The following is a 22,532-nucleotide window of genomic DNA, read 5'->3' on the forward strand; positions in this document are numbered from 1 at the left end:
TTACTCCCCTTTGCCGCCGGCGGCTTTATCAGCTGCCTGTGCGGGGGCCGGGTTCTTGGTATCGACGTTGGTGGCTTCGGTGGCTTTGACTTCCACGCCTGGGCGTACGAACTGCAACCCTTCGGTGATCACGCGATCGCCGGCCTTGAGCCCGTCTTCGATCAGCCATTGGCTGCCGACGGTGCGGCTGGCCTTGAGCTGACGCAGTTCGACCTTGTTGTCCGGGCCAACGACCAGGGCGGTCGGAGCACCCTTGAGGTCACGAGTCACGCCTTGCTGTGGTGCCAGGATCGCCGCGCTGTTCACGCCGGCCTGCAGTTGCGCATGGACGAACATGCCCGGCAGCAGGGTGTGGTCAGGGTTGGGGAATACGGCGCGCAAGGTCACCGAACCGGTGGTCTGGTCGACCGACACTTCGGAAAATTCCAGCTTGCCTTCGTGTGGGTATTGGCTGCCGTCTTCCAGGGTCAGCTTGACCATGGCTGCATTGTCACCGGCCTTCTGCAAACGACCACTCTGCAGCTCGCGGCGCAGTTGCAGCAGCTCGACCGAACTCTGCGTCACGTCGACGTAGATCGGGTCCAGTTGCTGGATGGTCGCCAGGGCGTCGGTCTGACCATTGCTTACCAACGCGCCTTCGGTCACCGAGGAACGCCCGATACGGCCGGAGATCGGCGCGTAGACCTTGGTGTAGCGCACATTGATCTGGGCGGTCTGCAGGTTGGCTTCCGACTCCAGGCGGTTGGCCACGGCGGTGTCGTATTCCTGACGGCTCACCGCCTGTTCGTCCACCAGTTGCTTGTAGCGGTCGGCAATCGACTTGGTGGAACGCAGGTTGGCCTCGGCGCTCTTGAGGGTCGCTTCATAGACGGCGGGGTCGATCTGGTACAACTGCTGGCCGGCCTTGACGTCGGCGCCTTCCTTGAACAGGCGCTTGAGAATGATGCCGTTGACCTGCGGACGTACTTCCGCGACGCGGAACGCGCTGGTGCGTCCCGGAAGCTCCGACGTCAGGGTGAAAGGCTGGGTCTTGAGGGTTACGACACCGACCTGAGGAGGCGGAGGAGCAGGTGCGGCCTCTTCCTTTTTGCATCCGCTGAGCAGCGATGCCAGGGCGATGGCAGTAACCAGGGCAGTAACAGCTGGCTTGAATTGCATGGAAATCCTCGGGTCCAGGCGCGTAACGGGCGCACTCGAAGGTGGAAAGGTAAAAAGCAGCAGTAATTCAATTAGTAGGATGCTAAGAAATATACTTACGTACATGGTTGTTTGTAAACAGCCAAATTGCGTAACATCCGGCTTTACAAAAGCCTGACAAAGGCCAGCGTAGATCGGGGACGCGTTCCAAGATACGTCGCCTCATATTTTGTTCCGCTGATTCTTACGCGTTGCTGACGCGTTGCTGACGCATCCTGATTGAGGTGTTTACTGCCATGGTCCGTCGTACCAAAGAGGAAGCCCAGGAGACTCGCAGCCAGATACTCGAAGCGGCCGAAAAGGCCTTTTTCGAGCGTGGCGTGGCGCGTACGACCCTGGCCGACATCGCGACACTGGCCGGTGTGACGCGCGGTGCCATCTATTGGCATTTCAGCAACAAGGCGGACCTGCTCCAGGCCATGCTCGATACCCTGCACGAGCCCCTTGATGAGCTGGCCCGTGCCAGTGAAAGGGAAGAAGAGCTTGATCCGCTGGGCTGTATTCGCAAGCTGCTGGTCCGGTTGTTCCAGGACGTGGCCCTGGACCCGAAAACCCGGCGCATTAATGAGATCCTGTTCCATAAGTGTGAATTCACCGATGAAATGTGCGATTTGCGCCAGCAGCGACGCGAGGTCAGCCTCGACTGCAATGTGCGCATCGCCCTGTCGTTGCGCAATGCGATGAGACGCGGCCAGTTGCCGGATGATCTGGACCCCGAAAGGGCGGCAGTTGCCATTCATGCCTATATCGACGGCATTTTGTACCAGTGGCTTCTGGCCCCCGACAGCTTCGCCCTGGCGGGTGAGGCCGAGCGCTGGGTGGAGATCGGGCTGGACATGCTGCACTTGAGCCCCAGCCTGCGCAAATGAAACAAAATGCGTAACTGCGTCGGTTTGTGTCGATACATCCGCGTAAGGGTGCTTTTATAAACCGACACGGGCGCGGTTGATAGGCAATAGGCGGCGAATTTTGTAGGAAATTTGTTTCGCTCCTGTCAAAACGGATGAGAATTCCGGTCAGAGAAGGGCGTCTGAAGCGGTAGGCAGATGCCCCGTCAGACCGATCTGACGGGGTCGCCTGTTCAGCTCAGTGTGATCTCCACGGTAAAACCATACGGTTCCTCATTGGACGAATGAATGATCCGGGTCACGCATTTGATGGCGGTTGTGCCGATAGAGGCCACTTTGTTTGTCCGGACGGGCGTCAGCGTCGGTGAAATAACACCGAAAGAAGTATTGACGCGCAAACCGAAGTCGAAGCGAAAGCCGAGTGCCTGGTCTCCAAATATAATAAAGCGCTTGAAGATGTCCTGGCTGCGACTGCCCAATGGCCTGGAATAAAAGAAGTCGAACTTCAAGGCCTGGATGTCCCAGGGGAGAATATTCATGAATGCTTGTTCATTGGCACTCAAATTGAGATTGTTTTCACCGACCTCAAGAGCCTGCTCGGTATGATTGATTAACTTCACCAGGAAACGGCTGCGGTTTGGGCGCACGCTTTCCTGTTCCCAGGTTTGAAGCTGCCGGTTGACATCGTCGTTCTGCCTGGCCTTTTCCATCAAGGCTTTGAGCACCTGGGTGTAGTCTTGCGTGTCGAGCGACTTGATGTATTCGTACAGTATTGTCAGTGGCGCGTAGTTGAATTGGGAGAGTAGGTTTTCATAAATACTGCTGCTGGTCGGTTGAGTGTTTTCAGTGAAGTTGTTCACTTTGAATTCCTTTTCAATAGTGCTTGTTAGTGGCTGCGCTGCGACAGCTCGGGTTGTTTTATTGTTGGCGATAATATGAAGAGTTGAACGGCTTTTAGAAAGTTTGGAAGTTTGACTGGATATTTAAAGGCAAATAAAAAGCCCTGGCTCTTTCGAGGCAGGGCTTTTTACCGGCTATTGATTAGAGCACAGGGTAATCGATGTACCCCACCGGCCCTTTGCCATAGAACGTTTCCGGATGCGCCTCGTTCAGCGGTGCATTGGCTTTCAAGCGTGCCGGCAGGTCGGGGTTGGCAATGAACGGCACTCCGAAGGCCACGGCATCGGCCTTGCCCTCGGCCAGCCAGGCATTGGCGCTGTCCTTGGTGAAGCGTTCATTGGCGATGTACGGGCCGCCGAAAGCCTGCTTGAGTTGCGGGCCGATGCTGTCGTCGCCTTCCTTCTCACGGGAGCAGATGAAGGCGATGCCACGCTTGCCCAGCTCGCGAGCCACGTAGCTGAAGGTTTCCAGGCGGTTCTCGTCACCCATGTCATGGGAGTCGGCGCGCGGTGCCAGGTGCACGCCAACCCGGCCGGCGCCCCAGACTTCGATGGCTGCGTCGGTCACTTCCAGCAGCAGGCGGGCACGGTTTTCCAGGGAACCGCCGTAGCTGTCGGTACGCTGGTTGGTGCTGCTTTGCAGGAACTGGTCAAGGAGATAGCCGTTGGCGCCGTGGATTTCCACACCGTCGAAACCGGCGGCCTTGGCATTCTCGGCACCGACGCGGTAGGCGTCGACGATGTCGGCGATTTCAGCGGTTTCCAGTGCGCGTGGGGTCGGGTAGTCGGCCAGCGGACGCACCAGGCTCACGTGGCCTTTGGGCTGGATCGCGCTGGGCGCCACCGGGGTTTCGCCGTTCAGGTACGACGGGTGGGAGATCCGCCCCACGTGCCACAGTTGCAGGAAGATCTTGCCGCCAGCGCCGTGGATCGCCTTGGTGACGTTGGACCAGCCGCGCACCTGGTCGTTGGACCAGATGCCCGGCGTGTCCGGATAGCCCACGCCCATCGGCGTGACCGAGGTTGCTTCGCTGAGGATCAGGCCGGCGGATGCGCGTTGCACGTAGTACTCGGCCATCAGCGCGTTGGGCACGCGACCTGCGTCGGCGCGGCAGCGGGTGAGCGGGGCCATGATGATGCGGTTCTTCAACTCGATGTCGCCGAGTTTGATGGGGTCGAAAATAGTCGCCATGAAATACAAACCTCGAAAGTGGAAGGGTTAAAAGTCAGTGAGTTGCCGGCGCCAGGTCGGCATTGCCGCCCTGGCGGAAAGTGATCAGGGTGACCAGCAGCGCCAGCACGGCCAGCGCGCCGGCGGCCAGGGGCACGGAGGTCAGGCCCAGGCCATGGTCGATGACACTGCCGCCGATCCAGGCGCCCAGGGCGTTGCCGATGTTGAAGGCGCCTATGTTCAGGGTGGAGACCAGGTTCGGCGCGTCTTTGCCGAAGGTCACCACGTTGACTTGCAGGGCCGGCACGGCGGCGAAGCAGGCGGTGGCCCAGAGGAACAGGGTGATTTCGCTGGGGATCAGCGCCACGCTGGTCCAGCTCAGTACGGTGGACACCACGGCCATGGTGATGAAGACGCCCATCAGCGTGTTCGCCAGGCTCTTGTCCGCCAGCTTGCCGCCGATGATGTTGCCCAGGGTCAGGCCCAGGCCGATCAGCACCAGGGTCCAGGTCACGCCACGGGGCGATACGCCGGTCACTTCACCCAGCAGCGGTGCGACATAGGTGAACAGGGTGAACACCGAGGCGGAGAACAGCGCGGTCATGCTCAGGGACAGCCACAGACCAGCACCCTTGAGCGCCACCAGTTCCGAACGCATGTCGAGTTTTTCTTCATCGCGCTTGGCCGGCAGGAAGCGAATCAGGCCGATCAGCGCCACCACTCCAATGATGGTCACGGCCCAGAAGGTCGAACGCCAGCCGGCTTCCTGGCCCAGTGCGGTGCCCAGCGGTACGCCGAGCACGTTGGCCAGGGTCAGGCCGGTGAACATCAGGGCCACGGCCGAGGCGCGCTTGTTGGGCGCCACCAGGCTGGCAGCCACCACCGAACCGATACCGAAGAACGCGCCGTGGCACAGGGCCGTGACGACCCGGGCAAACATCAGCACGTTGTAGTCGCTGGCAATGGCGCAGAGCAGGTTGCCGACGATGAAAATCCCCATCAACGCTACCAGGGCGGCCTTGCGCGGCAGCCGGGCGGTGGCCAGGGCCATGAACGGCGCACCGATGGCCACGCCCAGGGCGTAGCCGGTCACCAGCCAGCCGGCGCCAGGAATCGACACACCCAGGTCGGCCGCCACTTCGGGCAGCAGGCCCATGATGACGAACTCGGTGGTGCCGATGGCGAAGGCGCTCAGGGCCAGGATCAGGAGTGAGAGGGGCATGATGGATCCTTGTCAGGTCAGAGCTCTTGGCTCATTTGCTTGAGGAACTGCTGGATCACGTCCTCGTTGCGTTTGAAGAAGTGCCATTGGCCGACCTTCTGGCTGGTGATCAGCCCCGCCCGTTGCAACACCGCCAAATGCGCAGACACCGTCGATTGCGACAGGCCGCAACGCTGGTCGATCTGCCCGGCGCAAATGCCGAATTCGTGGTTGTGCAACTGTTCGGGGAACTGGACCTTGGGGTCTTTGAGCCAGTTGAGGATGTCTCGCCGTACTGGGTGCGCCAGGGCTTTTATTATTTCGTCGAGGTCGAGGGTCATGGGTGGCAAGCTCGGGGGTGAGTAAAACGCTATATCGCGATGAGGCGAACTTTAAATCGTTACTTCGCGATATACCAATATGGATTTGATCTGAATGCCGAATAAATCGCTATATCGGGTTATAACGATATTGGCCTGGGGGTGCTAAGCTGCAGGCCATGAATTATCTCGCGCACCTGCACCTCGGCGGCCCCGGCCGGGAACAACTACTCGGCAGCCTCTACGGCGACTTCGTCAAGGGACCGCTGCAAGGGCTCTACGACCCACGGATCGAAGCGGCGATTGCCCTGCATCGGCGCATTGACATGTACACCGACCGCCATCCTTTGGTGGACATCGCCCTGTCGCGCTTTTCCACGGTGCGACGGCGCTATGCCGGGATCGTGCTCGATGTGTTTTTCGACCACTGCCTGGCCCGGGACTGGACGTTGTACGGCGAAGGGCCGCTGCTGGATTTCACCTCCCGGGTTTACCAGGTGCTCAGCACCGAACCGCAGCTACCGGGGCGCCTGGCGCACATCGCGCCGCACATGGCGGCGGATGACTGGCTGGGGTCTTATCAGGAGTTCGAGGTGCTTGGGCAGGTGCTGCGCGGTATTTCCCGCCGCCTGTCCCGACCCGAGGAGCTGGCTGGGGCGATGCCGGAGTTGATCAGGCTCTATGAGCCGTTGAGCGAAGACTTTCGGTTGTTCTACCCACAGCTTCAGGATTTTGCTCAAAACCAAGTCACGCTGCAGGACTAATTGTGGGAGCGAGCTTGCTCGCGATAGCGGTGTATCAGCCAGCACATCTGCTGAATGTTAAGCCGCTATCGCGAGCAAGCTCGCTCCCACAGGGGGTTGCGCAGAGATCCGGGTCAGGCCGCAATCGCAGCAGGCCGCACCGGCAATTGCTGTTTCTCTGGAATTATCCCGAACAACGCCTTGTGTACCGCCTGCTGCGCCTGGAAGGCCAGTGCCGCGCGTTCCTGGCCGTGGCAGGCAATCGGTTCCAGCAGATGGATTTCCACCTCACCCCGATCATTGGCGAACAAGCGCATCAGATGCGAGAGCAAATCATCATCGCCAATGAACGGTGCCAGCGAGTCCGGTTCACCGTTGCGCAGGTAACGGATCGCCACCGGCTGCAACGCGACATCGGCGTCGATGGCCGCTGACAGCAGGCGACCGTGGAAGGTGCGCAAGGTCTGGCCATCGGTGGTGGTCCCTTCGGGGAACATCAACAGCGAATGGGCCTGTTCCAGATGGCGGCTCATCTGCTTGCGGATCAATTGGCTGTCGCCCGAACCGCGCCGGATAAACAGGCTGCCGGCCTTGGCTGCCAGCCATCCGGCGACCGGCCAGGTGCGCACTTCGGCCTTGGACAGGAACGACAGCGGCGTGAGCATGCCCAGCAACGGGATGTCGGTCCAGGACACATGGTTGCTGACCCACAGCATCGGTCGTTGCGGCAGTTGACCGTGGACAGTGACGGAAAAGGGCAGGGCATGGCTCAGCCGTGCCATGAAGAACCGCGACCAGCGCTGGCGACGGACCATCGAGTTGGCGATCCCCAGGCGTTCGAACAGACCGAAGACGCTGGCCATGCTCAGGCCCAGTGTCACCACCAGCAACACTCGCGCGATACGCGCGTACACCCGCAACCGACTCATTACACCGCTGCCTTGAAGTGGCGGGCGTAGCGCGGGCAGAGTTCGTCGCGCTTGAGCAGGATGAACACGTCGGCCACCTGGAAATCCTCGTCCCAGCACGGCTCGCCGCAAATCTTCGCGCCCAGGCGCATATAGGCCTTGAGCAGCGGTGGCATCTCGGCGATGACGTTGGACGGCACGTCCAGGGTCGGCAAGGGTTTTTTCGGCACGGCTTGCAGGTGTTCGGTGCACAGGTAGCGTTCGCGCAGGCGCTGCATGATCGCCTGGGCCTGGATACCGCCATCCTGCATCGGAATGCTCGCGCAGCCCATCAGGTAGCTGTAGCCACCTTCGTTCAGGACTTCGGCCAGTTCGCCCCAGAGCACCGCGATGGTGCCGCCGTTGCGGTAGGCCGGGTCGACGCAGGTACGGCCGATTTCCAGGATCGGGCCCTTGAGATGGACCAGGCCGTGGAGGCTGAATTCTTCTTCGCTGTAGAACCGGCCCAGGCTGCTGGCGGCCTGGTGGTCGAGCAGGCGAGTGGTCGCCACGAGGCGGCCGGTGTTCAGGTCGCGTACGCCGATGTGGTCGCAGTGAACATCATAGTCATCCATGTCCAGACCCATTTCCGCGCCCTTGAGCTTGGCGTTGAATTCGCCGCTGAAGACGTTGAAGCGCAGGGCCTGTGCTTCTTGCAAGGCTTGGGCGCCGATCAGGCGTTCGGCTTGCAGGCGGCGTTCATTGCCGGTGTCGCTGATGCGGGCGATCTGGGTCATAGCGAATCTCCGTGCGGGCTGTTCAGTTGCAGCCTGTCGACTTTCTTTATGCAGCCATGTTGTGCAAAGTCAGGCTATGTAGCCCCGGTGTCATCGCCATGAAGCTTTGGTGATGCTTATGTGACAGCCCTCAAGGAGCCTCTTATGCCTTGGCACACACTGATCGAACGCGGCGAGCGCCTGCCCGCCCATCCGGACCTGGCCGAAGGTTATTCAGCGTTGCTGCAACGCCTGGGGCCGGTGACGCCGTTCGAACTGGCCGTGACCGGGGCACGTTTGATGGCCACGCCGGGCCTGGCGTTCCTGGTGGGGTACCAGGCGGCGCTGCGGGTGCTGTGGCCCAGCGCGCCGCAGAGCCTCGGTGCCTTGTGTGCCACCGAACAGCGCAGCCTGCGCCCGGCGGACATGCAAACCCGCCTCGACGACTTGCGCCTGAGCGGACGCAAGGATTTCGTCACCGCCGGCGACGCCGCCGAGTGGCTGCTGATTGCCGCTCGCTGCGAAGCGCCCGGTGAAACGCCACGGCTGAACCTGGCAGTCGCCTATGCGGGTGAGCCCGGCGTCACCCTGGAAAAACTGCCCGCCATTGCCCTGATGCCGGACATCAGCCATGGCCGCGTCCTGCTCGACGGCGCGTTGTGCGAGTTGCTGGCGGGCGACGGTTGGGACGCCTACGTCAAACCGTTCCGCACCCTGGAAGACCTTTATGTGCTCAGCGCGATGACCGCCTGGTTGTATGGCGTCGGGCAGGAATGTGCCTGGCCCCAGGCGTTGCAATTGCGCCTGCTGGCGTTGCTCGCCGGTTGCGCGGAGGTCAGTCGACATAACCCTTCCAGCGCTGCCGGGCACGTGCTGCTGGGCGGGTTGTTCGCTCAGTTCCAGGGGCTCGACGGCGAACTCAACGCTGCCCTGGCCGCCGGGCCTGCGACGTGGCGCGAGATGTGGACGCGGGATAAAGGGGTGATGGAGATTGGGGCGGGGGCGCGGGCCAAGCGCTTGGCCAAGGCGTTGGGTTAGTCCTTCAAGCGACTGACCCCTGTGGGAGCGAGCTTGCTCGCGATAGCGGAGTGTCAGCTAAGCATATGGCGACTGACAAACAGCTATCGCGAGCAAGCTCGCTCCCACAGGGGGTCACACAAGCCTCGAAACTGTCATCAAGTCTGAATAGGCTCTGAAGGTTCAATCCTGCGAGCCCCGAGCATGTCCAAAGGCTGGTTCCTGATCCCGCTGCTGTTGCTCAGCCTGAGCGCCCACGCCGAAGACTGGCCCGGCGAGCAATGGCCAAGTGGCCCGCCACCGAGCGGGCCGGCCATCGAAGCCTTGGAGCAATACGCCTTCCCACCCCGGGACGATGCGAGCCGCGAGGGCATCCGCACCGATGCGCTGCTGGTGATCCAGGACGGTCGGCTGGTCTACGAACGCTACGCCGGGCCGACCACCGCCCAGACTCCGCACCTGACCTGGTCCATCAGCAAAAGCCTGCTGGCGACGGTGTTCGGCGTGGCCTACGGTGAAAAGCTGTTTGGCCTGCAAGACCCGGCCGCCAAGTACTACCCGCCACTGAGCCGGCACCCGGGCCTGACCCTGGCCGATCTTTTCCACTGGGCCTCAGGCCTGGACTGGCAGGAAGACTACGAATACGCACCGCTCAACTCTTCGGTGGTGGCGATGCTCTATACCCGTGGGCGTCATGACATGGCGGCGTTCACTGCGCAGCATGAGAGCTTCAGCCTGCCGGGGCAGGCGTTCCGTTATTCCAGCGGTGACAGCAACTTGCTGGCGGCGGCCTTGAAGACCATCGTCGGCCCGGCGCGCTACCCCGACTACCCCTGGACGGCCTTGTTCGAACCCCTGGGCATCCGCTACGCCACCTGGGAAACCGACGCCAGCGGCACGTTCGTGGGATCGTCCTATGCCTACCTCACCGCACGGGACCTGGCGCGTGTCGGGTTGTTGCTGCAGCGGGACGGCCGCTGGGGCGAACGGCAACTGATCCCCAAGGCCTGGGTCGCGTTCAATCGTGAACCTTTTGCCCACTTCCAGGCCGGCCAGGACGAAGCCGTGCCCGGCGGGCATTGGTGGCTCAACCGCGCCGCCGATCCGGCGATCCATCCCTGGCCCGATGCGCCGCCGGATACCTTTGCCGCGTTGGGCCATTGGGGCCAGGCGCTGTACATCATTCCCAGCGCCAAACTGGTGATCGTGCGCTACGGCGACGACCGCGACGGCGGCTATCGCCATAACGAACTGCTCAAGCGCGCCATGGCGGCGTTCGCCGGGACGGTGCAGCCATGAAGCGCAAAGTGTTGCTCACCCTGTTGTCGATACTGCTCATCGCCCTGTTCAGTTGGGTCTGGCTGGAGCGGGTGGCATTGCGGGCCTTCCCCGACATCATCAGTGCCTACACCGCCAAGGAATACTGCTCGTGCCGCTATGTAATGCAACAACCGGTCGAGTATTGCCGGGGTTATGTGAAGCAGTCAGTGCCCACCGATGATTTTTTCGATGCGCCTGAAGCCAAACGCGTCACCGTCAGCGGGTTGGGGCGTAGCAACAGTGCGCAATGGGTGGGTGAGCGGCAGGGGTGTCGGTTGGAGCCCTGAACTAACCGTTGGCAACAAGGCCTGTGGGAGCAAGGCTTGCCCGCGATGGCATCCTTGAGGCCGCCATCGCGGGCAAGCCTTGCTCCCACAGATAAACCCCTTCACCCCAGGTTCTGTGTCTTCCTGGCCGTTATTGAAACAGACAGTTTGCAAGCGCCCTCGGCCCGGTTAAGGTTCGCCACAGGTTTATCTGCCCCCCGAGTGTGTATGTTCAAGCGGTTTTTCCCTCACGCGGCCGCCAGCTTGCTGCTGGCCTGCGCAGCGCTGCCGGCCCAGGCCGACTGGTACCTGGATAGCGAATCGTCGCGGCTGTCGTTCATCAGCAGCAAAAACGGCAACGTCTCCGAGGTCCAGCGGTTCCTGGTGCTGCACGGTCAAGTCCAGCCCGAGGGCTTGGCGCGCCTGGAAGTGGAGCTGGAATCCATCAACAGCGGCATTCCCCTGCGTGATGAACGCATGCGGGCCGAGCTGTTCGAGATCCAGCAATTTGCCGAAGCCACTGTCACCGCAAAGATCGACCTGGCGCCGATCCAGGACCTGGCCAACGGCGCGCAGTTGGAGTTGCGTCTGCCGCTGACGGTGAACCTGCACGGCAAACAACATGAATACCCCGTCGAACTGCTGGCGACGCGCCTGGATGAACGCCGCTTCCAAGTGGTGACCTTGGAACCGGTGGTGCTCAACGCGGCGGATTTCGATCTGGCGCCGGGGCTGGAAAAGCTGCGCAACCTGGCCGGGTTGTCGGCCATCAGCCTCTCGGTGCCGGTGAATGCGGTGCTGATTTTCACGGCGCGCTGACATGAGCGGCCCGATATTTCCCTGGCGTGAAGGCAATCGCTTCGAGCTGTTGATCGACGGCCCGCAGTTCTTCCCGCGCATGCTGGTGGAAATTGCCCGTGCCCAGGAACAGGTCGAGCTGGAACTGTACCTGGTAGAGGCGGGCACTTGCGCCGAGGCGATGGTCCAGGCGCTGGTGCAGGCCGCCGAACGTGGTGTTCGCGTGCGCTGCCTGTTCGATGACTACGGCAGCCTGGCGTTTACCCTGGCCCTGCGCAAGCGTCTGACCGAGGCAGGGGTGGAGTTGCGTTTCTACAATCGCCTGAGCTGGCGCCGCTGGGTGCGCAACCTTTACCGGGATCACCGCAAGCTGCTGTTGGTGGACCAACGCCTGGCCGTTGTCGGCGGCACCGGGGTGACCGATGAATTCTGGAACCCCCTCGACGACCGCAGTGAGTGGCACGAAGTGATGGTGGAAATCGTCGGCCCGCTGGTGCTCGACTGGCAGTTGCTGTTCGACCGCCAGTGGCTCGCCAACCGCCATCGGCGAGCCTGGAAACCGGCGTCCAACTTCGGCTTGCCGCGCCTGCCGCGGGTACCGCCGGTGGGCGAGGGCATGGGCCGGGTGGCGTATGCCGACGCCCGCCAGCATCGCGACATCCTGCAATCGCTGTCGCGGGCATTGAACAGCGGCCAGAAACGCATCTGGATGGCGACGCCGTATTTTTTGCCGACCTGGAATGTGCGCCGCTCCTTGCGCAAGGCCGCCGCCCGCGGTATCGACGTGCGCCTGCTGCTGACGGGCCCGCGCACCGATCACCCCTCCGTGCGCTACGCCGGGCACCGTTACTACCCGCGACTGCTCAAGGCCGGCGTGCAGATTTTCGAATACCAGCCGTGTTTCCTGCACCTGAAGATGGTGCTGGTGGACGACTGGGTCAGCATCGGCTCCTGCAACTTCGATCACTGGAACCTGCGCTTCAACCTGGAAGCCAACCTCGAAGCCTTGGATTCCAGGCTCAGCAGTGCCGTGGCGGCCAGTTTCGAGCGGGATTTCGCCCAGAGCCTGCAAGTCAGCCTCGACGCCTGGCAGCGCCGGCCATTGTGGAAGCGCTTCAAGCAGCGGCTGTGGGGGTTGGTGGATCGGGTGGTGGTGAACTTGCTGGATCGACGCGGCTAGCCCGCCCCCCAGATAAAACTGTGGGAGCGAGCTTGCTCGCGATGGCGGTCTGATATTCAACATCTGAGTTGAATGTTAAGCCGCTATCGCGAGCAAGCTCGCTCCCACATGGGTTGTGTTGCCTGGGGATCAGAGCAACTCAAAACTCTGCTGCTTCACGTCCTGGGAATCCAGGCCGATCTGCACGTTGAACTTGCCCGGCTCCGCCGCGTACTTGAGTTGGGCATTGAAGAACTTCAGGTCGTCTTCGGTGATGGTGAAGTGGATGACTTTCTTCTCGCCGGCCTTGAGCATCACCTTGCGGAAGTTCTTCAGTTCCTTCACCGGGCGAATGATCGAGCCGGTCACGTCCTGGATGTACAGCTGCACCACGGTTTCGCCGTCACGCTTGCCGGTGTTTTCCAGCGTCACGCTGGCATCGAGCTTGCCGGTCTTGTTCAGCGTGGTCGACGACAGGGCCATGTCCGACAGGCTGAACTCGGTATAGCTCAGGCCGTAGCCGAACGGATAGAGCGGGCCGGTGGTGTCATCGAAGTACTGCGAGGTGTAGTTGCCCGGCTTGCCTGGCGTGAATGGCCGGCCGATGCTCAGGTGGTTGTAGTAGGTCGGAATCTGCCCCACCGAGCGTGGGAAGGTGATTGGCAGCTTGCCCGACGGGTTGTAGTCGCCGAACAGCACATCAGCGATGGCGTTGCCGCCTTCGGTGCCGCTGAACCAGGTTTCCAGGATCGCATCGGCCTGCTGTTTCTCGTCCAGCAACGACAGCGGACGGCCATTCATCAGCACCAGCACCAGCGGCTTGCCGGTGGCTTTCAGGGCCTTGATCAGCTCGCGTTGGCTGGCCGGGATGTTCAGTTCGGTACGGCTCGACGATTCATGGGACATGCCACGGGACTCACCCACGGCGGCCACCACCACGTCGGCATCCTTGGCGGCTTTCACCGCTTCGTCGATCAGCACCTGGGCCGGGCGCGGGTCGTCTACCACTTCCGGGGCGTCGAAGTTGAGGAAGTTCAGGTAGTCGAGCACCTTCTTGTCGCCGGTGATGTTGGCGCCACGGGCGTAGATCAGCTTCGAGTCAGCGCCCAGGGCGCGGGTCATGCCGTCGAACAGGGTGACCGATTGCGCAGGACGCCCGGCTGCAGCCCAACTGCCCATCATGTCGATCGGTGCCTTGGCCAACGGGCCGACCAGGGCGATTTTCGCCGTCTTCTTCAGGGGCAGGGTCTGGTTGCGGTTTTCCAGCAGGACCAGGCTGCGACGCGCCACGTCACGGGCATCGGCGCGGTGCATGCGGCTCTCGGCATAGGTATCGGCCGGGTCGTCCTCGGCCTTGCCGATGCGCAGGTACGGATCCTTGAACAGGCCCATGTCGTATTTCGCCGCGAGCACTTCGCGCACTGCGTTGTCGATGTCGCTCTGCTCGATTTCACCGGCCTTGAGCAACCCTGGCAGTTCCTTGCCATAGAGCGAGTCGTTCATGCTCATGTCGATACCGGCCTTGATCGCCAGTTTCGCCGCTTCGCGACCGTCCTTGGCGACGCCGTGCTTGATCAGTTCGAAAATGGCGCCGTGGTCACTGACCGCCAGGCCCTTGAAGCCCCATTCCTTGCGCAGCAGGTCGTTCATCAGCCAGGTGTTGGCGGTCGCCGGCACGCCGTTGATGGAGTTCAGCGCGACCATCACCCCCCCGGCACCCGCGTCGATGGCGGCGCGGTAGGGTGGCAGGTAGTCCTGGTACATTTTCAGCGGACTCATGTCCACGGTGTTGTAGTCCCGGCCACCTTCCACCGCGCCGTACAGGGCGAAGTGCTTGACGCTGGCCATGATGCTGTCGGCCGCGTTGGCGCCGTTGCCCTGGAACGCCTTGACCATCACCCCGGCGATGCGCGACACCAGGTAGGTGTCCTCGCCGAAACCTTCGGAGGTGCGGCCCCAGCGCGGGTCACGGGAAATGTCGACCATCGGCGCAAAGGTGATGTCCAGGCTGTCGGCGGCCGCTTCCTTGGCCGCGATGCGGCCGGAGTGGTAGATCGCGTCCATGTCCCAGCTCGAGGCCAGGGCCAGGGGGATCGGGAAAATCGTGCGGTGGCCGTGGATCACGTCATAGGCGAAGAACATCGGGATCTTCAACCGGCTGCGCATGGCCGCGTCCTGCATCGGACGGTTTTCATCGCGCGTGATGGAGTTGAACGTGCCACCGATGTTGCCGGCGGCGATTTCCTTGCGAATCATCTCCCGGGGCATTTCCGGGCCGATGCTGATCAGGCGCAATTGGCCGATCTTCTCTTCGAGGGTCATCTGCTTCATCAGGTTGCTGATGAAGGCGTCCTTGTTCTCTATGGGGGCTGGCAGGTTGTCGGCCAATACGGAGTGACTGGCCAGACTGACAAACAGACCCAGCAAACACAGCTTCTTCATGAATAATTTTCTCGCAAGCCTAAAGGGCGGTAATCAGGACACGCCGGTCAGCCAAAATGTGAGGAGCGGCTATTGTTGTTCAGTTAAATGCAGCACACTTTCGAACCCATTGGGCTGAACTTAGTTTCGCACTGCGCATCTTTTAGCCCATCGACCCGTTTCAATCCAGTGCGGCGGCAGATTATGCCCCAGGCGCCGGTGAGATAGGTGGCCGGGTTTTTCCAATGTCATGCAAGGGAGAGCTCCACCCGATGAATCCACGACTGAACCACCTTCGCAGCTTGCCGATGCTGGCCCTGATGCTGCTCACCACGTTGCTGGCCGGTTGCGGCATCAATAACATCCCGACCCTGGACGAACAGGCCAAGGCCGCTTGGGGCCAGGTGCAGAACCAGTACCAGCGCCGCGCCGACCTGATTCCCAACCTGGTGGAAACCGTCAAGGGCTACGCCCAGCACGAGCAGGAAACCCTGACTGCGGTGATTGAAGCGCGGGCCAAGGCGACGTCGATCCAGGTGGATGCCAACACCTTGAACAACCCGGAACAACTCAAGCAGTTCCAGCAGGCCCAGGACCAGTTGACCGGCGCGTTGAGCCGGCTGATGGTGGTGTCCGAGCGTTACCCGGACCTCAAGGCCAACCAGAATTTCCTGGCGTTGCAATCGCAGCTCGAAGGCACCGAGAACCGCATCGCCGTGGCCCGCCGCGACTTCATCCTGGCCGTGCAGAAGTACAACACCGAAATCCGCACGTTCCCGGGGCGCCTGTGGCACAGCGTGATGTACAGCGACCTGCCGATCCGCGAAACCTTCGAGGCCACCAGCCCGAATGCCGAAAAAGCCCCTGAAGTGAAGTTCTGAAAAAACTGTGGGAGCGATGCGAGTGTTGAAATTTGGCCTTGTGCTGTTGTTCTGGGTGTTTGCCATCACGGCCCAGGCCGAGCTGAAGTTTCCGGCATTGACCGGGCGGGTGGTGGACGCCGCGCAGATGCTCGAACCGTCGGTGAGCGCGCAACTGGAAGCGCAGCTCAAGGCCCATGAACAGGCCACCGGCGAACAGGTGGTCGTCGTGACCCTGGCGGACCTGCAAGGCAGCAGCATCGAAGACTTCGGTTATCAACTGGGGCGCCACTGGGGCATCGGGCAGAAGGATAAAAACAACGGCGCACTGCTGATCGTGGCCCGGGATGACCGTAAACTGCGCATCGAGGTGGGCTACGGCCTGGAGGATCGCCTGACCGACGCGCAGAGTTCGGTGATCATCAACCAGGTGATCACCCCGGCCTTCAAGACCGGCAACTTCAACAAAGGCATCAGCGACGGCGTCGCGGCGATGCTGGTGGTGCTGGGCGGCAGCCCGTTGGACGAGCCGGCGCCGGCGTACAGTGCGGACGGGCAGCAAGAGCCGAGTGATTTCGTCGAGCGCCATCCCGGGCTGTTCATCTTCCTGGTGATACTGTTTATTTTGACGATATTGGTCTGCCAGATGCTCGGTATCCTGCCGACCGGAAGCGGTGGCTCCAGCCGTTCGGGCGGTTCCGGTGGAGGCTTCGGCGGCGGAGGCGGCGGGGGCTTCAGTGGCGGCGGTGGCAGTTTCGGGGGCGGCGGTTCGTCGGGCGGCTGGTGATAATAATAATGAGCAGGCACTTTTAACATGGCATTACTGACTGAACACGAACAACGCAAGGTCGCCGAGGCCATCGCCCGGGTCGAGCGGCATACCGACGCCGAACTGGTCACGGTGCTGGCCGCCCGCGCCGACGACTACGCTTATATCCCGCTGCTCTGGGCCAGCCTGCTGGCCCTGGTGGTGCCTGGCGTGGTCCATTACCTCACCGGCTGGTTGGCCATGCACAGCCTGTTGCTGGTGCAGTGGGTCAGTTTCATTGTGCTGTGCCTGGTGTTTCGCATCCCCAGGATCACCACGCACCTGATCCCCCGTTCCGTGCGTCACTGGCGGGCCTCCAACCTGGCGCGCCGGCAATTCCTCGAGCAGAACCTGCACCACACCGTGGGCAGCACGGGGATGCTGATCTTTGTCTGTGAGGCTGAGCGGTACGTGGAAATCCTGGTCGATGAAGGCATTTCCAAGCGCCTGGACAACAAATGCTGGGATGCCATCGTCGCAGCGTTCACCCAGCAGGTTCGCCAGGGGCAGACCTTGCAGGGTTTCGTGACCTGCATCGAAGCTTGCGGCGAATTGCTCAAGGAGCACGTGCCGGTGACCCAGGAGCGCAATGAGCTGCCGAATCGGTTGGTGGTGCTGGGCTGAAAATTCCCTGCCAGCACAAGCCTGTGGGAACAAAGCCTGTGGGAGCAAAGCTTGTTCGCGATGAACGATAACGCGGTGAGCCTGCACTATCGCGGCGTATTCATCGCGGGCAAGCCTTGCTCCCACAGAGGCTACTGCTCGCCACACCAACTTTTCCGTGCCCTCGCTGCCCATCCCCCCTAAAATACCGCCATTCCCGATTCGCCCCGCCCCGAGGCCGTTTTTTCATGTCTGCCACCGCAACGCCCGTCCGTCCCGCGCCGGATCACCACACCCAGTTCATCGAGCTGCTGCACACCAGCCTTGAACAAAACGCTTTCATCAAACTGGTGCTGGCCAAGTACGTGGGTGACGAAGCGGACCTCCAGCGGCTGATCATCAAGCAGCTGACGGTCAAGGACCAGCCGTGCCTGTCCTTCGTCTACCGCTACAAGACCCGCGACATCACCAAGAATTTCCCCCTGGCCGAAGGGGTGGAAACCATTGCTGCGCTGTTGCCGGCATCGTTCAAGAACGCGCATTTACTGGCGGTCACCGACGAGGCGCAGCTGGAGTACAGCAAGAAGGGCAAGAGCTCGCTGTTCAAGAGCAAGCCCCAGCAACTGCGGGAAGTGCCATCTGCCGAACACAACCGTGAGAAAAATCGCTTCCTCGACCTGAGCCGGCCATTTCTGGCCGACCTGGGCGTGACCAACCACAAGCACGAGCTGATTCCGGCGATGTCGCGCAAGTGGAAGCAGATCAACAAGTTCATCGAGGTCTTCAGCCATGCGCTGACGTCTTCGCCGCTGGCCCTGGACAAACCGGTGCGGGTCTCGGATTTCGGTTCGGGCAAAGGCTACCTGACGTTCGCCATCCACGATTACCTGCGCAACACCTTGCAGGCCGAAGGCGTGGTGACCGGTGTCGAGCTGCGCGAAGACATGGTCAAGCTGTGCAACGAAGCCGCCGCGCGCCTGGAACACCCGGGCCTGAGCTTCCAACACGGTGACGTGCGCAGCGTGGCGCCGAGCGCGGTGGACGTGATGATCGCCTTGCACGCCTGCGACATCGCCACCGACTACGCAATCCACATGGGCATTCGCTCGGGCGCCTCGATCATCATGTGTTCGCCGTGCTGCCACAAGCAGATCCGCTTGCAGATCCAGAGCCCGGCCTTGCTCAAGCCGATGCTGCAATACGGCCTGCACCTGGGCCAGCAGGCGGAAATGGTCACCGACAGCTTGCGGGCGCTGTTCCTGGAAGCCTGCGGCTACGAGACCAAGGTCTTCGAGTTCATCTCCCTGGACCACACCAACAAGAACAAGATGATCCTGGCCGTCAAACGCACCGAACCGGTGGACCCCACCGAGCTGCTGGCCAAGATCCAGGAACTCAAGGCCTTCTACCACATCACCGAGCACTGCCTCGAAACGTTGCTGCGGGCTGATGGTTACCTCGCCTGAAGCAGCTATACCGAACCCTGTGGGAGCAAAGCTTGCTCGCGATAAGGGCGACACGGTTCAACTGCTGGAACCGCGTCATCGTTCATCGCGAGCAAGCTTTGCTCCCACAGGACTCGCTCCCACAAGGGTAGAGGTGCAGCCCGTCAGGTAATCAGCGCTTATCCCTCATCTATCGACGTAGCGGACTACCTTTAATGCGTTAACCACCCACGCATCCCCAAAGGAGCCCACCCCATGCCCGCCAAGAAAATCCTCATGCTGGTCGGCGATTACGTCGAAGATTATGAAGTCATGGTGCCGTTCCAGGCCCTGCAGATGGTCGGCCACACCGTGCACGCCGTGTGCCCGGACAAAACCGCCGGACAGACGGTGCGCACGGCGATCCACGATTTCGAAGGCGACCAGACCTACAGTGAAAAACCGGGGCACTTGTTCGCCCTCAACCATGACTTCGCCAACGTCCAGGCCGCCGACTACGATGCGCTGCTGGTGCCGGGTGGGCGAGCGCCGGAATACCTGCGCCTGAATGAAACCGTCCTGCAACTGGTGCGCGATTTCGATCTGGCGGGCAAGCCCATTGCCGCAGTGTGCCACGGTGCGCAATTGCTGGCGGCGGCGGGCATCCTCGAAGGCCGTGAATGCAGCGCCTACCCGGCGTGTGCTCCGGAAGTCCGGCTGGCGGGCGGGACCTATATCGACATTCCCGTGACCCAGGGCCATGTCCAGGGCAACCTCGCAACGGCACCGGCCTGGCCTGCGCATCCGAACTGGCTGGCGGGTTTCCTGACGCTGCTGGGCACGGCCATCACTTTGTAATAACGCCGCACAGCGGACTGGCAAGGCAAGCGCAGCGGGTCTTTACTCTCGGGGCATGTCTTCATTGCCAGGAGAAAAATCATGTCCGGATGGTACGAAATCAGCAAAAGCAGCAGCGGCCAGTTTCGGTTTGTGCTCAAGGCGGCCAACGCCGAGACAATCTTGACCAGTGAGCTGTACACCACCCGCAGCGGTGCCGACGGTGGCATTGCTTCGGTGCAGAAAAACAGTCCGTTGGCCGAGCGCTATGAACTCAAGAACACCAAGGACGGCCATCCGTATTTCAACCTCAAGGCGGCCAACCATGAAGTGATTGGCAGCAGTGAGGCTTATTCATCGGACGCGGCCCGGGACAAAGGCATCGCCAGCGTCAGGGCCAACGGACCGACGACGGTCATCAAGGACAAGACGGTGGCTGCGCTCTGACAGAACGGCAACAAGGGCGCCTAGCCTGTGGCGGGGGAATTATGTGTGGGAGCAAGGCTTGCTCGCGATGCAGGCGCTGCGGTTGTGCAGGCTAACCGAGTCATCGTTCATCGCGAGCAAGCTTTGCTCCCACACATGGATCCCCCCTCCACACGTGTTTTAAACCTCCACCGGCACCGACAACTTCGGATCGCCCAGCGGATGGCTCTTCGCATCGAAGAAGCGCAACTGCACCTCCAGCCCCTGGAACACCTTGGCGTAATGCCGCTTCTGATGCTGGATGAACGCCTGGCTACGGGGGTAGATCGAAATCGCCACGGTTTTCGGTGCGGCCAGGCGCAGGGCATGGACAATGTGCCGGTCCTGTTCGCCCAGGGCATGGCCGAACAGGCACAGGTTGTCGCCATGCTGCAGTAACTGGTCGTAGCAGAACGACAGGTAATCGCTGCTGCGGATGGTCTTGAGCTTGTCCTGGCTCGGGCCTTCATTGACGAACAGCGGCACATCGTCGAGGGTCTTGATCGTGTTGTTGATGGCGAAACTGCCCAGCAAGGTGCCTTCGGTGGACGTGAGCTTGCGCGCCGTGCCGTCCTGGTTGCGCACCAGGTGCAGGCCGCCGTGCAGGTACAGCAGGCGCGGTTTGTCCGTGCTCGCCTGGCTCAGGTCGAAACTGTGGTCATCGCCGAAGAACAGATCGCTGATGCTCTCGGGCGCCTGCTGGCTTGCCCAGTAGTTGAGCAGGTCGTAGTTGGTGGTGAACACCGTGCGGTAGCGGCTCAGCTCCTGGTTGAGCGTCGCCAGGGTCGACGGTTGCACCAGGCGCCATGGGATGTGCACCGCATGCACGGTGTTGATCAGTGCTTCCTTGATCGCGTAATAGCGATTGCGCGGCGCGGCAGAGCTGACGGCCAGGGCCTTGTTGACCCGACTGGTGGTTTTCAGCGCAGCGAGCACCTGCTCGAAACTGCGCGTCTGCATCGCGTCGAACACGCTCAGCTCCGACGGGCTCAGGGGTTTTTCCTCGACGGTGCGGGCATTTTCGAACAGCGAGTCATAGCCGAAATCATCCCACACCGCGCGGCTGGCGCCGTTGCCCAGCAGCAGGCCGTTGAAGGCGGTGTCGGCGCGCAGGGCCTCCCAGTCTTCGAGCCGGGTGTCGTATTCCTGGAAATCGGTCATCGCAAGGATCATCTCAAAACGTGGCAAAGGCAGGGCGCGACTTTATCACGACCCAGTCTTGAGCCAGATCAAGATGCGTCATGACTAGTCGGTCATTCTGTAGGCCCTGCCGATCCGGCCTCAACCAGGAGCGTGACCCCATGAGCAGCACTTTTTTCATTCCCGCCGTGAACATCATGGGGCTGGGCTGCCTCGATGAAGCGATGACCGCTATTCGCAACTACGGCTTTCGCAAAGCCCTGATCGTCACCGACGCGGGGCTGGCCAAGGCCGGCGTCGCCACCAAGGTGGCCGAGTTATTGGCGATACAGGACATCGACTCGGTGATTTTCGACGGCGCCAAGCCCAACCCAAGCATCGCCAATGTCGAGCTCGGGCTGGGGCTGCTGAAGGAGAGTCAGTGTGATTTCGTCGTGTCGCTGGGCGGTGGTTCGCCCCACGACTGCGCCAAGGGCATCGCCCTGTGCGCCACCAACGGCGGGCAGATTCGTGACTATGAAGGCGTCGACCGTTCGAGCAAGCCGCAGTTGCCGCTGATCGCCATCAACACCACGGCGGGCACCGCCAGCGAAATGACCCGTTTTTGCATCATCACTGACGAGACCCGTCACGTGAAAATGGCGATTGTCGATCGCAACGTGACCCCATTGATGTCGGTGAACGACCCGGCGCTGATGGTGGCGATGCCCAAGGGCCTGACGGCCGCCACCGGCATGGATGCACTGACCCACGCGATCGAAGCTTATGTTTCTACCGCCGCCAATCCGATTACCGATGCCTGCGCTCTGAAGGCCATCACCCTGATCAGCAACAACCTGCGCCTGGCCGTGCGTGACGGCAACGACCTGACAGCCCGGGAAAACATGGCCTACGCGCAGTTTCTCGCGGGGATGGCGTTCAACAATGCATCGTTAGGTTTCGTGCACGCAATGGCGCATCAGTTGGGTGGCTTCTACGACCTGCCTCACGGGGTGTGCAACGCGGTGCTGTTGCCTCATGTGCAGAGCTTCAACGCTTCGGTGTGCGCCGTTCGCCTGACCGACGTGGCCCATGCCATGGGCGCCGATACACGGGGTTTCAGCCCGGAAGAAGGGGCCCGGGACGCCATTGCGGCGATCCGCAAACTGGCCCTTGATGTAGACATTCCGGCCGGTTTGCGTGACCTGGGCGTACGCCTCAATGACGTACCGGTGCTGGCCGCCAACGCCTTGAAAGACGCCTGCGGCCTGACCAACCCACGGGCGGCGGACCAGCGGCAGATCGAAGAGATTTTCCGCAGCGCGTTCTAGGCTTTGTATGAAAAGTCGCCGAGCGGCGATCAGGCAAGGCGAAAACAGGCGAGGAAGCGGAG

The 22,532-nt window shown here is 61.6% G+C and carries 23 protein-coding genes; 14 read left to right on the forward strand and 9 right to left on the reverse strand.

The annotated features are described in order from the left end of the window. Complete coding sequence (locus tag Q7F16_RS07460; RefSeq protein ID WP_046065172.1) at positions 1-1,158, reverse strand: efflux RND transporter periplasmic adaptor subunit; 1,158 nt, start codon at positions 1,156-1,158, stop codon at positions 1-3. A gap of 275 nt (positions 1,159-1,433) precedes the next feature. Here Q7F16_RS07460 and Q7F16_RS07465 point away from each other — a divergent pair, with 275 nt between their 5' ends. Further along, the gene (locus tag Q7F16_RS07465) at positions 1,434-2,066 is read left to right on the forward strand and encodes a TetR family transcriptional regulator (RefSeq protein ID WP_046065171.1); all 633 of its coding nucleotides are present in this window, start codon (positions 1,434-1,436) and stop codon (positions 2,064-2,066) included. Positions 2,067-2,278: 212 nt separating this feature from the next. Here the strand turns inward: Q7F16_RS07465 and Q7F16_RS07470 are convergent, their stop codons facing one another. The 4 genes from Q7F16_RS07470 to Q7F16_RS07485 all read right to left on the reverse strand — a co-directional run bounded on the left by Q7F16_RS07470 (position 2,279) and on the right by Q7F16_RS07485 (position 5,657). Next, positions 2,279-2,905, reverse strand: coding sequence for a hypothetical protein (locus tag Q7F16_RS07470; protein ID WP_046065170.1), 627 nt, complete (start codon positions 2,903-2,905; stop codon positions 2,279-2,281). A 181-nt stretch (positions 2,906-3,086) separates the two neighbouring features. Continuing rightward, positions 3,087-4,136: an alkene reductase gene (locus Q7F16_RS07475; protein ID WP_046065169.1), complete on the reverse strand. Its 1,050-nt coding sequence runs from the start codon at positions 4,134-4,136 to the stop codon at positions 3,087-3,089. A gap of 34 nt (positions 4,137-4,170) precedes the next feature. Next, entirely contained in the window at positions 4,171-5,337 is a 1,167-nt protein-coding gene (locus tag Q7F16_RS07480) for an MFS transporter (protein ID WP_409555842.1), read from the reverse strand. A 17-nt stretch (positions 5,338-5,354) separates the two neighbouring features. Next, on the reverse strand, positions 5,355-5,657 hold the full coding sequence (locus Q7F16_RS07485; protein WP_014336977.1) for an ArsR/SmtB family transcription factor: 303 nt from the start codon (positions 5,655-5,657) through the stop codon (positions 5,355-5,357). Between the two features lie 158 nt (positions 5,658-5,815). Here Q7F16_RS07485 and Q7F16_RS07490 point away from each other — a divergent pair, with 158 nt between their 5' ends. Then, positions 5,816-6,400, forward strand: coding sequence for an acyl carrier protein phosphodiesterase (locus tag Q7F16_RS07490; protein ID WP_046065167.1), 585 nt, complete (start codon positions 5,816-5,818; stop codon positions 6,398-6,400). 113 nt (positions 6,401-6,513) lie between these two features. Here the strand turns inward: Q7F16_RS07490 and Q7F16_RS07495 are convergent, their stop codons facing one another. After that, complete coding sequence (locus Q7F16_RS07495) at positions 6,514-7,308, reverse strand: lysophospholipid acyltransferase family protein (protein WP_409555841.1); 795 nt, start codon at positions 7,306-7,308, stop codon at positions 6,514-6,516. Then, a complete protein-coding gene (gene olsB / locus Q7F16_RS07500) occupies positions 7,308-8,063 on the reverse strand; it encodes an L-ornithine N(alpha)-acyltransferase (RefSeq protein WP_046065165.1) in 756 nt (251 codons plus the stop codon). Before olsB ends, Q7F16_RS07495 begins: the two co-directional genes overlap by 1 nt. Before the next feature lie 144 nt (positions 8,064-8,207). Here olsB and Q7F16_RS07505 point away from each other — a divergent pair, with 144 nt between their 5' ends. The 5 genes from Q7F16_RS07505 (at position 8,208) to Q7F16_RS07525 (ending at position 12,623) form a co-directional block, all read left to right on the forward strand. Next, positions 8,208-9,080 carry an acyl-CoA dehydrogenase gene (locus Q7F16_RS07505; protein WP_046065164.1) on the forward strand — a complete coding sequence of 291 codons (873 nt, stop codon included), beginning with the start codon at positions 8,208-8,210 and terminating at the stop codon, positions 9,078-9,080. Positions 9,081-9,263: 183 nt separating this feature from the next. After that, positions 9,264-10,358, forward strand: coding sequence for a serine hydrolase domain-containing protein (locus tag Q7F16_RS07510; protein ID WP_409555840.1), 1,095 nt, complete (start codon positions 9,264-9,266; stop codon positions 10,356-10,358). Next, positions 10,355-10,666 (forward strand): hypothetical protein, encoded by a 312-nt coding sequence (locus Q7F16_RS07515; protein ID WP_046065162.1) that lies wholly within the window; start codon positions 10,355-10,357, stop codon positions 10,664-10,666. The genes Q7F16_RS07510 and Q7F16_RS07515 overlap by 4 nt, the downstream gene beginning before the upstream one ends. Positions 10,667-10,873: 207 nt before the next feature. Continuing rightward, positions 10,874-11,464 (forward strand): YceI family protein, encoded by a 591-nt coding sequence (locus Q7F16_RS07520; RefSeq protein ID WP_046065161.1) that lies wholly within the window; start codon positions 10,874-10,876, stop codon positions 11,462-11,464. A 1-nt stretch (position 11,465) separates the two neighbouring features. Further along, positions 11,466-12,623, forward strand: a complete 1,158-nt coding sequence (locus Q7F16_RS07525; RefSeq protein ID WP_079303745.1) for a phospholipase D-like domain-containing protein — start codon at positions 11,466-11,468, stop codon at positions 12,621-12,623. A gap of 129 nt (positions 12,624-12,752) precedes the next feature. Here the strand turns inward: Q7F16_RS07525 and bglX are convergent, their stop codons facing one another. Continuing rightward, complete coding sequence (gene bglX / locus Q7F16_RS07530) at positions 12,753-15,044, reverse strand: beta-glucosidase BglX (protein ID WP_014336985.1); 2,292 nt, start codon at positions 15,042-15,044, stop codon at positions 12,753-12,755. A 251-nt stretch (positions 15,045-15,295) separates the two neighbouring features. On the opposite strand from bglX, the gene Q7F16_RS07535 reads away from it, so the two are divergent. The 6 genes from Q7F16_RS07535 to Q7F16_RS07560 all read left to right on the forward strand — a co-directional run bounded on the left by Q7F16_RS07535 (position 15,296) and on the right by Q7F16_RS07560 (position 20,002). Continuing rightward, positions 15,296-15,904 carry a LemA family protein gene (locus tag Q7F16_RS07535; protein WP_079303749.1) on the forward strand — a complete coding sequence of 203 codons (609 nt, stop codon included), beginning with the start codon at positions 15,296-15,298 and terminating at the stop codon, positions 15,902-15,904. Between the two features lie 16 nt (positions 15,905-15,920). Further along, positions 15,921-16,670 (forward strand): TPM domain-containing protein, encoded by a 750-nt coding sequence (locus tag Q7F16_RS07540; RefSeq protein ID WP_046065157.1) that lies wholly within the window; start codon positions 15,921-15,923, stop codon positions 16,668-16,670. Between the two features lie 27 nt (positions 16,671-16,697). Continuing rightward, positions 16,698-17,315: a TPM domain-containing protein gene (locus Q7F16_RS07545; RefSeq protein WP_014336988.1), complete on the forward strand. Its 618-nt coding sequence runs from the start codon at positions 16,698-16,700 to the stop codon at positions 17,313-17,315. 227 nt (positions 17,316-17,542) lie between these two features. Next, positions 17,543-18,760 (forward strand): class I SAM-dependent methyltransferase, encoded by a 1,218-nt coding sequence (locus Q7F16_RS07550; RefSeq protein WP_014336989.1) that lies wholly within the window; start codon positions 17,543-17,545, stop codon positions 18,758-18,760. 234 nt (positions 18,761-18,994) lie between these two features. Beyond that, positions 18,995-19,576 carry a DJ-1/PfpI family protein gene (locus Q7F16_RS07555; RefSeq protein WP_014336990.1) on the forward strand — a complete coding sequence of 194 codons (582 nt, stop codon included), beginning with the start codon at positions 18,995-18,997 and terminating at the stop codon, positions 19,574-19,576. An 81-nt stretch (positions 19,577-19,657) separates the two neighbouring features. After that, complete coding sequence (locus Q7F16_RS07560) at positions 19,658-20,002, forward strand: YegP family protein (protein WP_014336991.1); 345 nt, start codon at positions 19,658-19,660, stop codon at positions 20,000-20,002. Between the two features lie 159 nt (positions 20,003-20,161). Here Q7F16_RS07560 and Q7F16_RS07565 read toward each other — a convergent pair whose 3' ends face one another. After that, a complete protein-coding gene (locus tag Q7F16_RS07565; RefSeq protein WP_014336992.1) occupies positions 20,162-21,181 on the reverse strand; it encodes a DUF4917 family protein in 1,020 nt (339 codons plus the stop codon). A 140-nt stretch (positions 21,182-21,321) separates the two neighbouring features. On the opposite strand from Q7F16_RS07565, the gene yiaY reads away from it, so the two are divergent. After that, a complete protein-coding gene (yiaY, locus tag Q7F16_RS07570; protein WP_014336993.1) occupies positions 21,322-22,470 on the forward strand; it encodes an L-threonine dehydrogenase in 1,149 nt (382 codons plus the stop codon). The last annotated feature ends 62 nt before the right edge of the window (positions 22,471-22,532 follow it).

The organism is Pseudomonas sp. Lb2C2 (assembly GCF_052112205.1).
GTDB classification, from domain to species: domain Bacteria; phylum Pseudomonadota; class Gammaproteobacteria; order Pseudomonadales; family Pseudomonadaceae; genus Aquipseudomonas; species Aquipseudomonas kilonensis.

Excerpts from the sequence above, each read along its gene's own strand:
- Q7F16_RS07460 (WP_046065172.1), bottom strand. The coding sequence starts at position 1,158 with ATGCAATTCAAGCCAGCTGTTACTGCCCTGGTTACTGCCATCGCCCTG.
- Q7F16_RS07465 (WP_046065171.1), top strand. The coding sequence starts at position 1,434 with ATGGTCCGTCGTACCAAAGAGGAAGCCCAGGAGACTCGCAGCCAGATA.
- Q7F16_RS07475 (WP_046065169.1), bottom strand. The coding sequence starts at position 4,136 with ATGGCGACTATTTTCGACCCCATCAAACTCGGCGACATCGAGTTGAAG.
- Q7F16_RS07480 (WP_409555842.1), bottom strand. The coding sequence starts at position 5,337 with ATGCCCCTCTCACTCCTGATCCTGGCCCTGAGCGCCTTCGCCATCGGC.
- Q7F16_RS07485 (WP_014336977.1), bottom strand. The coding sequence starts at position 5,657 with ATGACCCTCGACCTCGACGAAATAATAAAAGCCCTGGCGCACCCAGTA.
- Q7F16_RS07490 (WP_046065167.1), top strand. The coding sequence starts at position 5,816 with ATGAATTATCTCGCGCACCTGCACCTCGGCGGCCCCGGCCGGGAACAA.
- Q7F16_RS07495 (WP_409555841.1), bottom strand. The coding sequence starts at position 7,308 with ATGAGTCGGTTGCGGGTGTACGCGCGTATCGCGCGAGTGTTGCTGGTG.
- olsB (WP_046065165.1), bottom strand. The coding sequence starts at position 8,063 with ATGACCCAGATCGCCCGCATCAGCGACACCGGCAATGAACGCCGCCTG.
- Q7F16_RS07505 (WP_046065164.1), top strand. The coding sequence starts at position 8,208 with ATGCCTTGGCACACACTGATCGAACGCGGCGAGCGCCTGCCCGCCCAT.
- Q7F16_RS07510 (WP_409555840.1), top strand. The coding sequence starts at position 9,264 with ATGTCCAAAGGCTGGTTCCTGATCCCGCTGCTGTTGCTCAGCCTGAGC.
- Q7F16_RS07515 (WP_046065162.1), top strand. The coding sequence starts at position 10,355 with ATGAAGCGCAAAGTGTTGCTCACCCTGTTGTCGATACTGCTCATCGCC.
- Q7F16_RS07520 (WP_046065161.1), top strand. The coding sequence starts at position 10,874 with ATGTTCAAGCGGTTTTTCCCTCACGCGGCCGCCAGCTTGCTGCTGGCC.
- Q7F16_RS07525 (WP_079303745.1), top strand. The coding sequence starts at position 11,466 with ATGAGCGGCCCGATATTTCCCTGGCGTGAAGGCAATCGCTTCGAGCTG.
- bglX (WP_014336985.1), bottom strand. The coding sequence starts at position 15,044 with ATGAAGAAGCTGTGTTTGCTGGGTCTGTTTGTCAGTCTGGCCAGTCAC.
- Q7F16_RS07535 (WP_079303749.1), top strand. The coding sequence starts at position 15,296 with ATGAATCCACGACTGAACCACCTTCGCAGCTTGCCGATGCTGGCCCTG.
- Q7F16_RS07540 (WP_046065157.1), top strand. The coding sequence starts at position 15,921 with ATGCGAGTGTTGAAATTTGGCCTTGTGCTGTTGTTCTGGGTGTTTGCC.
- Q7F16_RS07545 (WP_014336988.1), top strand. The coding sequence starts at position 16,698 with ATGGCATTACTGACTGAACACGAACAACGCAAGGTCGCCGAGGCCATC.
- Q7F16_RS07550 (WP_014336989.1), top strand. The coding sequence starts at position 17,543 with ATGTCTGCCACCGCAACGCCCGTCCGTCCCGCGCCGGATCACCACACC.
- Q7F16_RS07555 (WP_014336990.1), top strand. The coding sequence starts at position 18,995 with ATGCCCGCCAAGAAAATCCTCATGCTGGTCGGCGATTACGTCGAAGAT.
- Q7F16_RS07560 (WP_014336991.1), top strand. The coding sequence starts at position 19,658 with ATGTCCGGATGGTACGAAATCAGCAAAAGCAGCAGCGGCCAGTTTCGG.
- Q7F16_RS07565 (WP_014336992.1), bottom strand. The coding sequence starts at position 21,181 with ATGACCGATTTCCAGGAATACGACACCCGGCTCGAAGACTGGGAGGCC.
- yiaY (WP_014336993.1), top strand. The coding sequence starts at position 21,322 with ATGAGCAGCACTTTTTTCATTCCCGCCGTGAACATCATGGGGCTGGGC.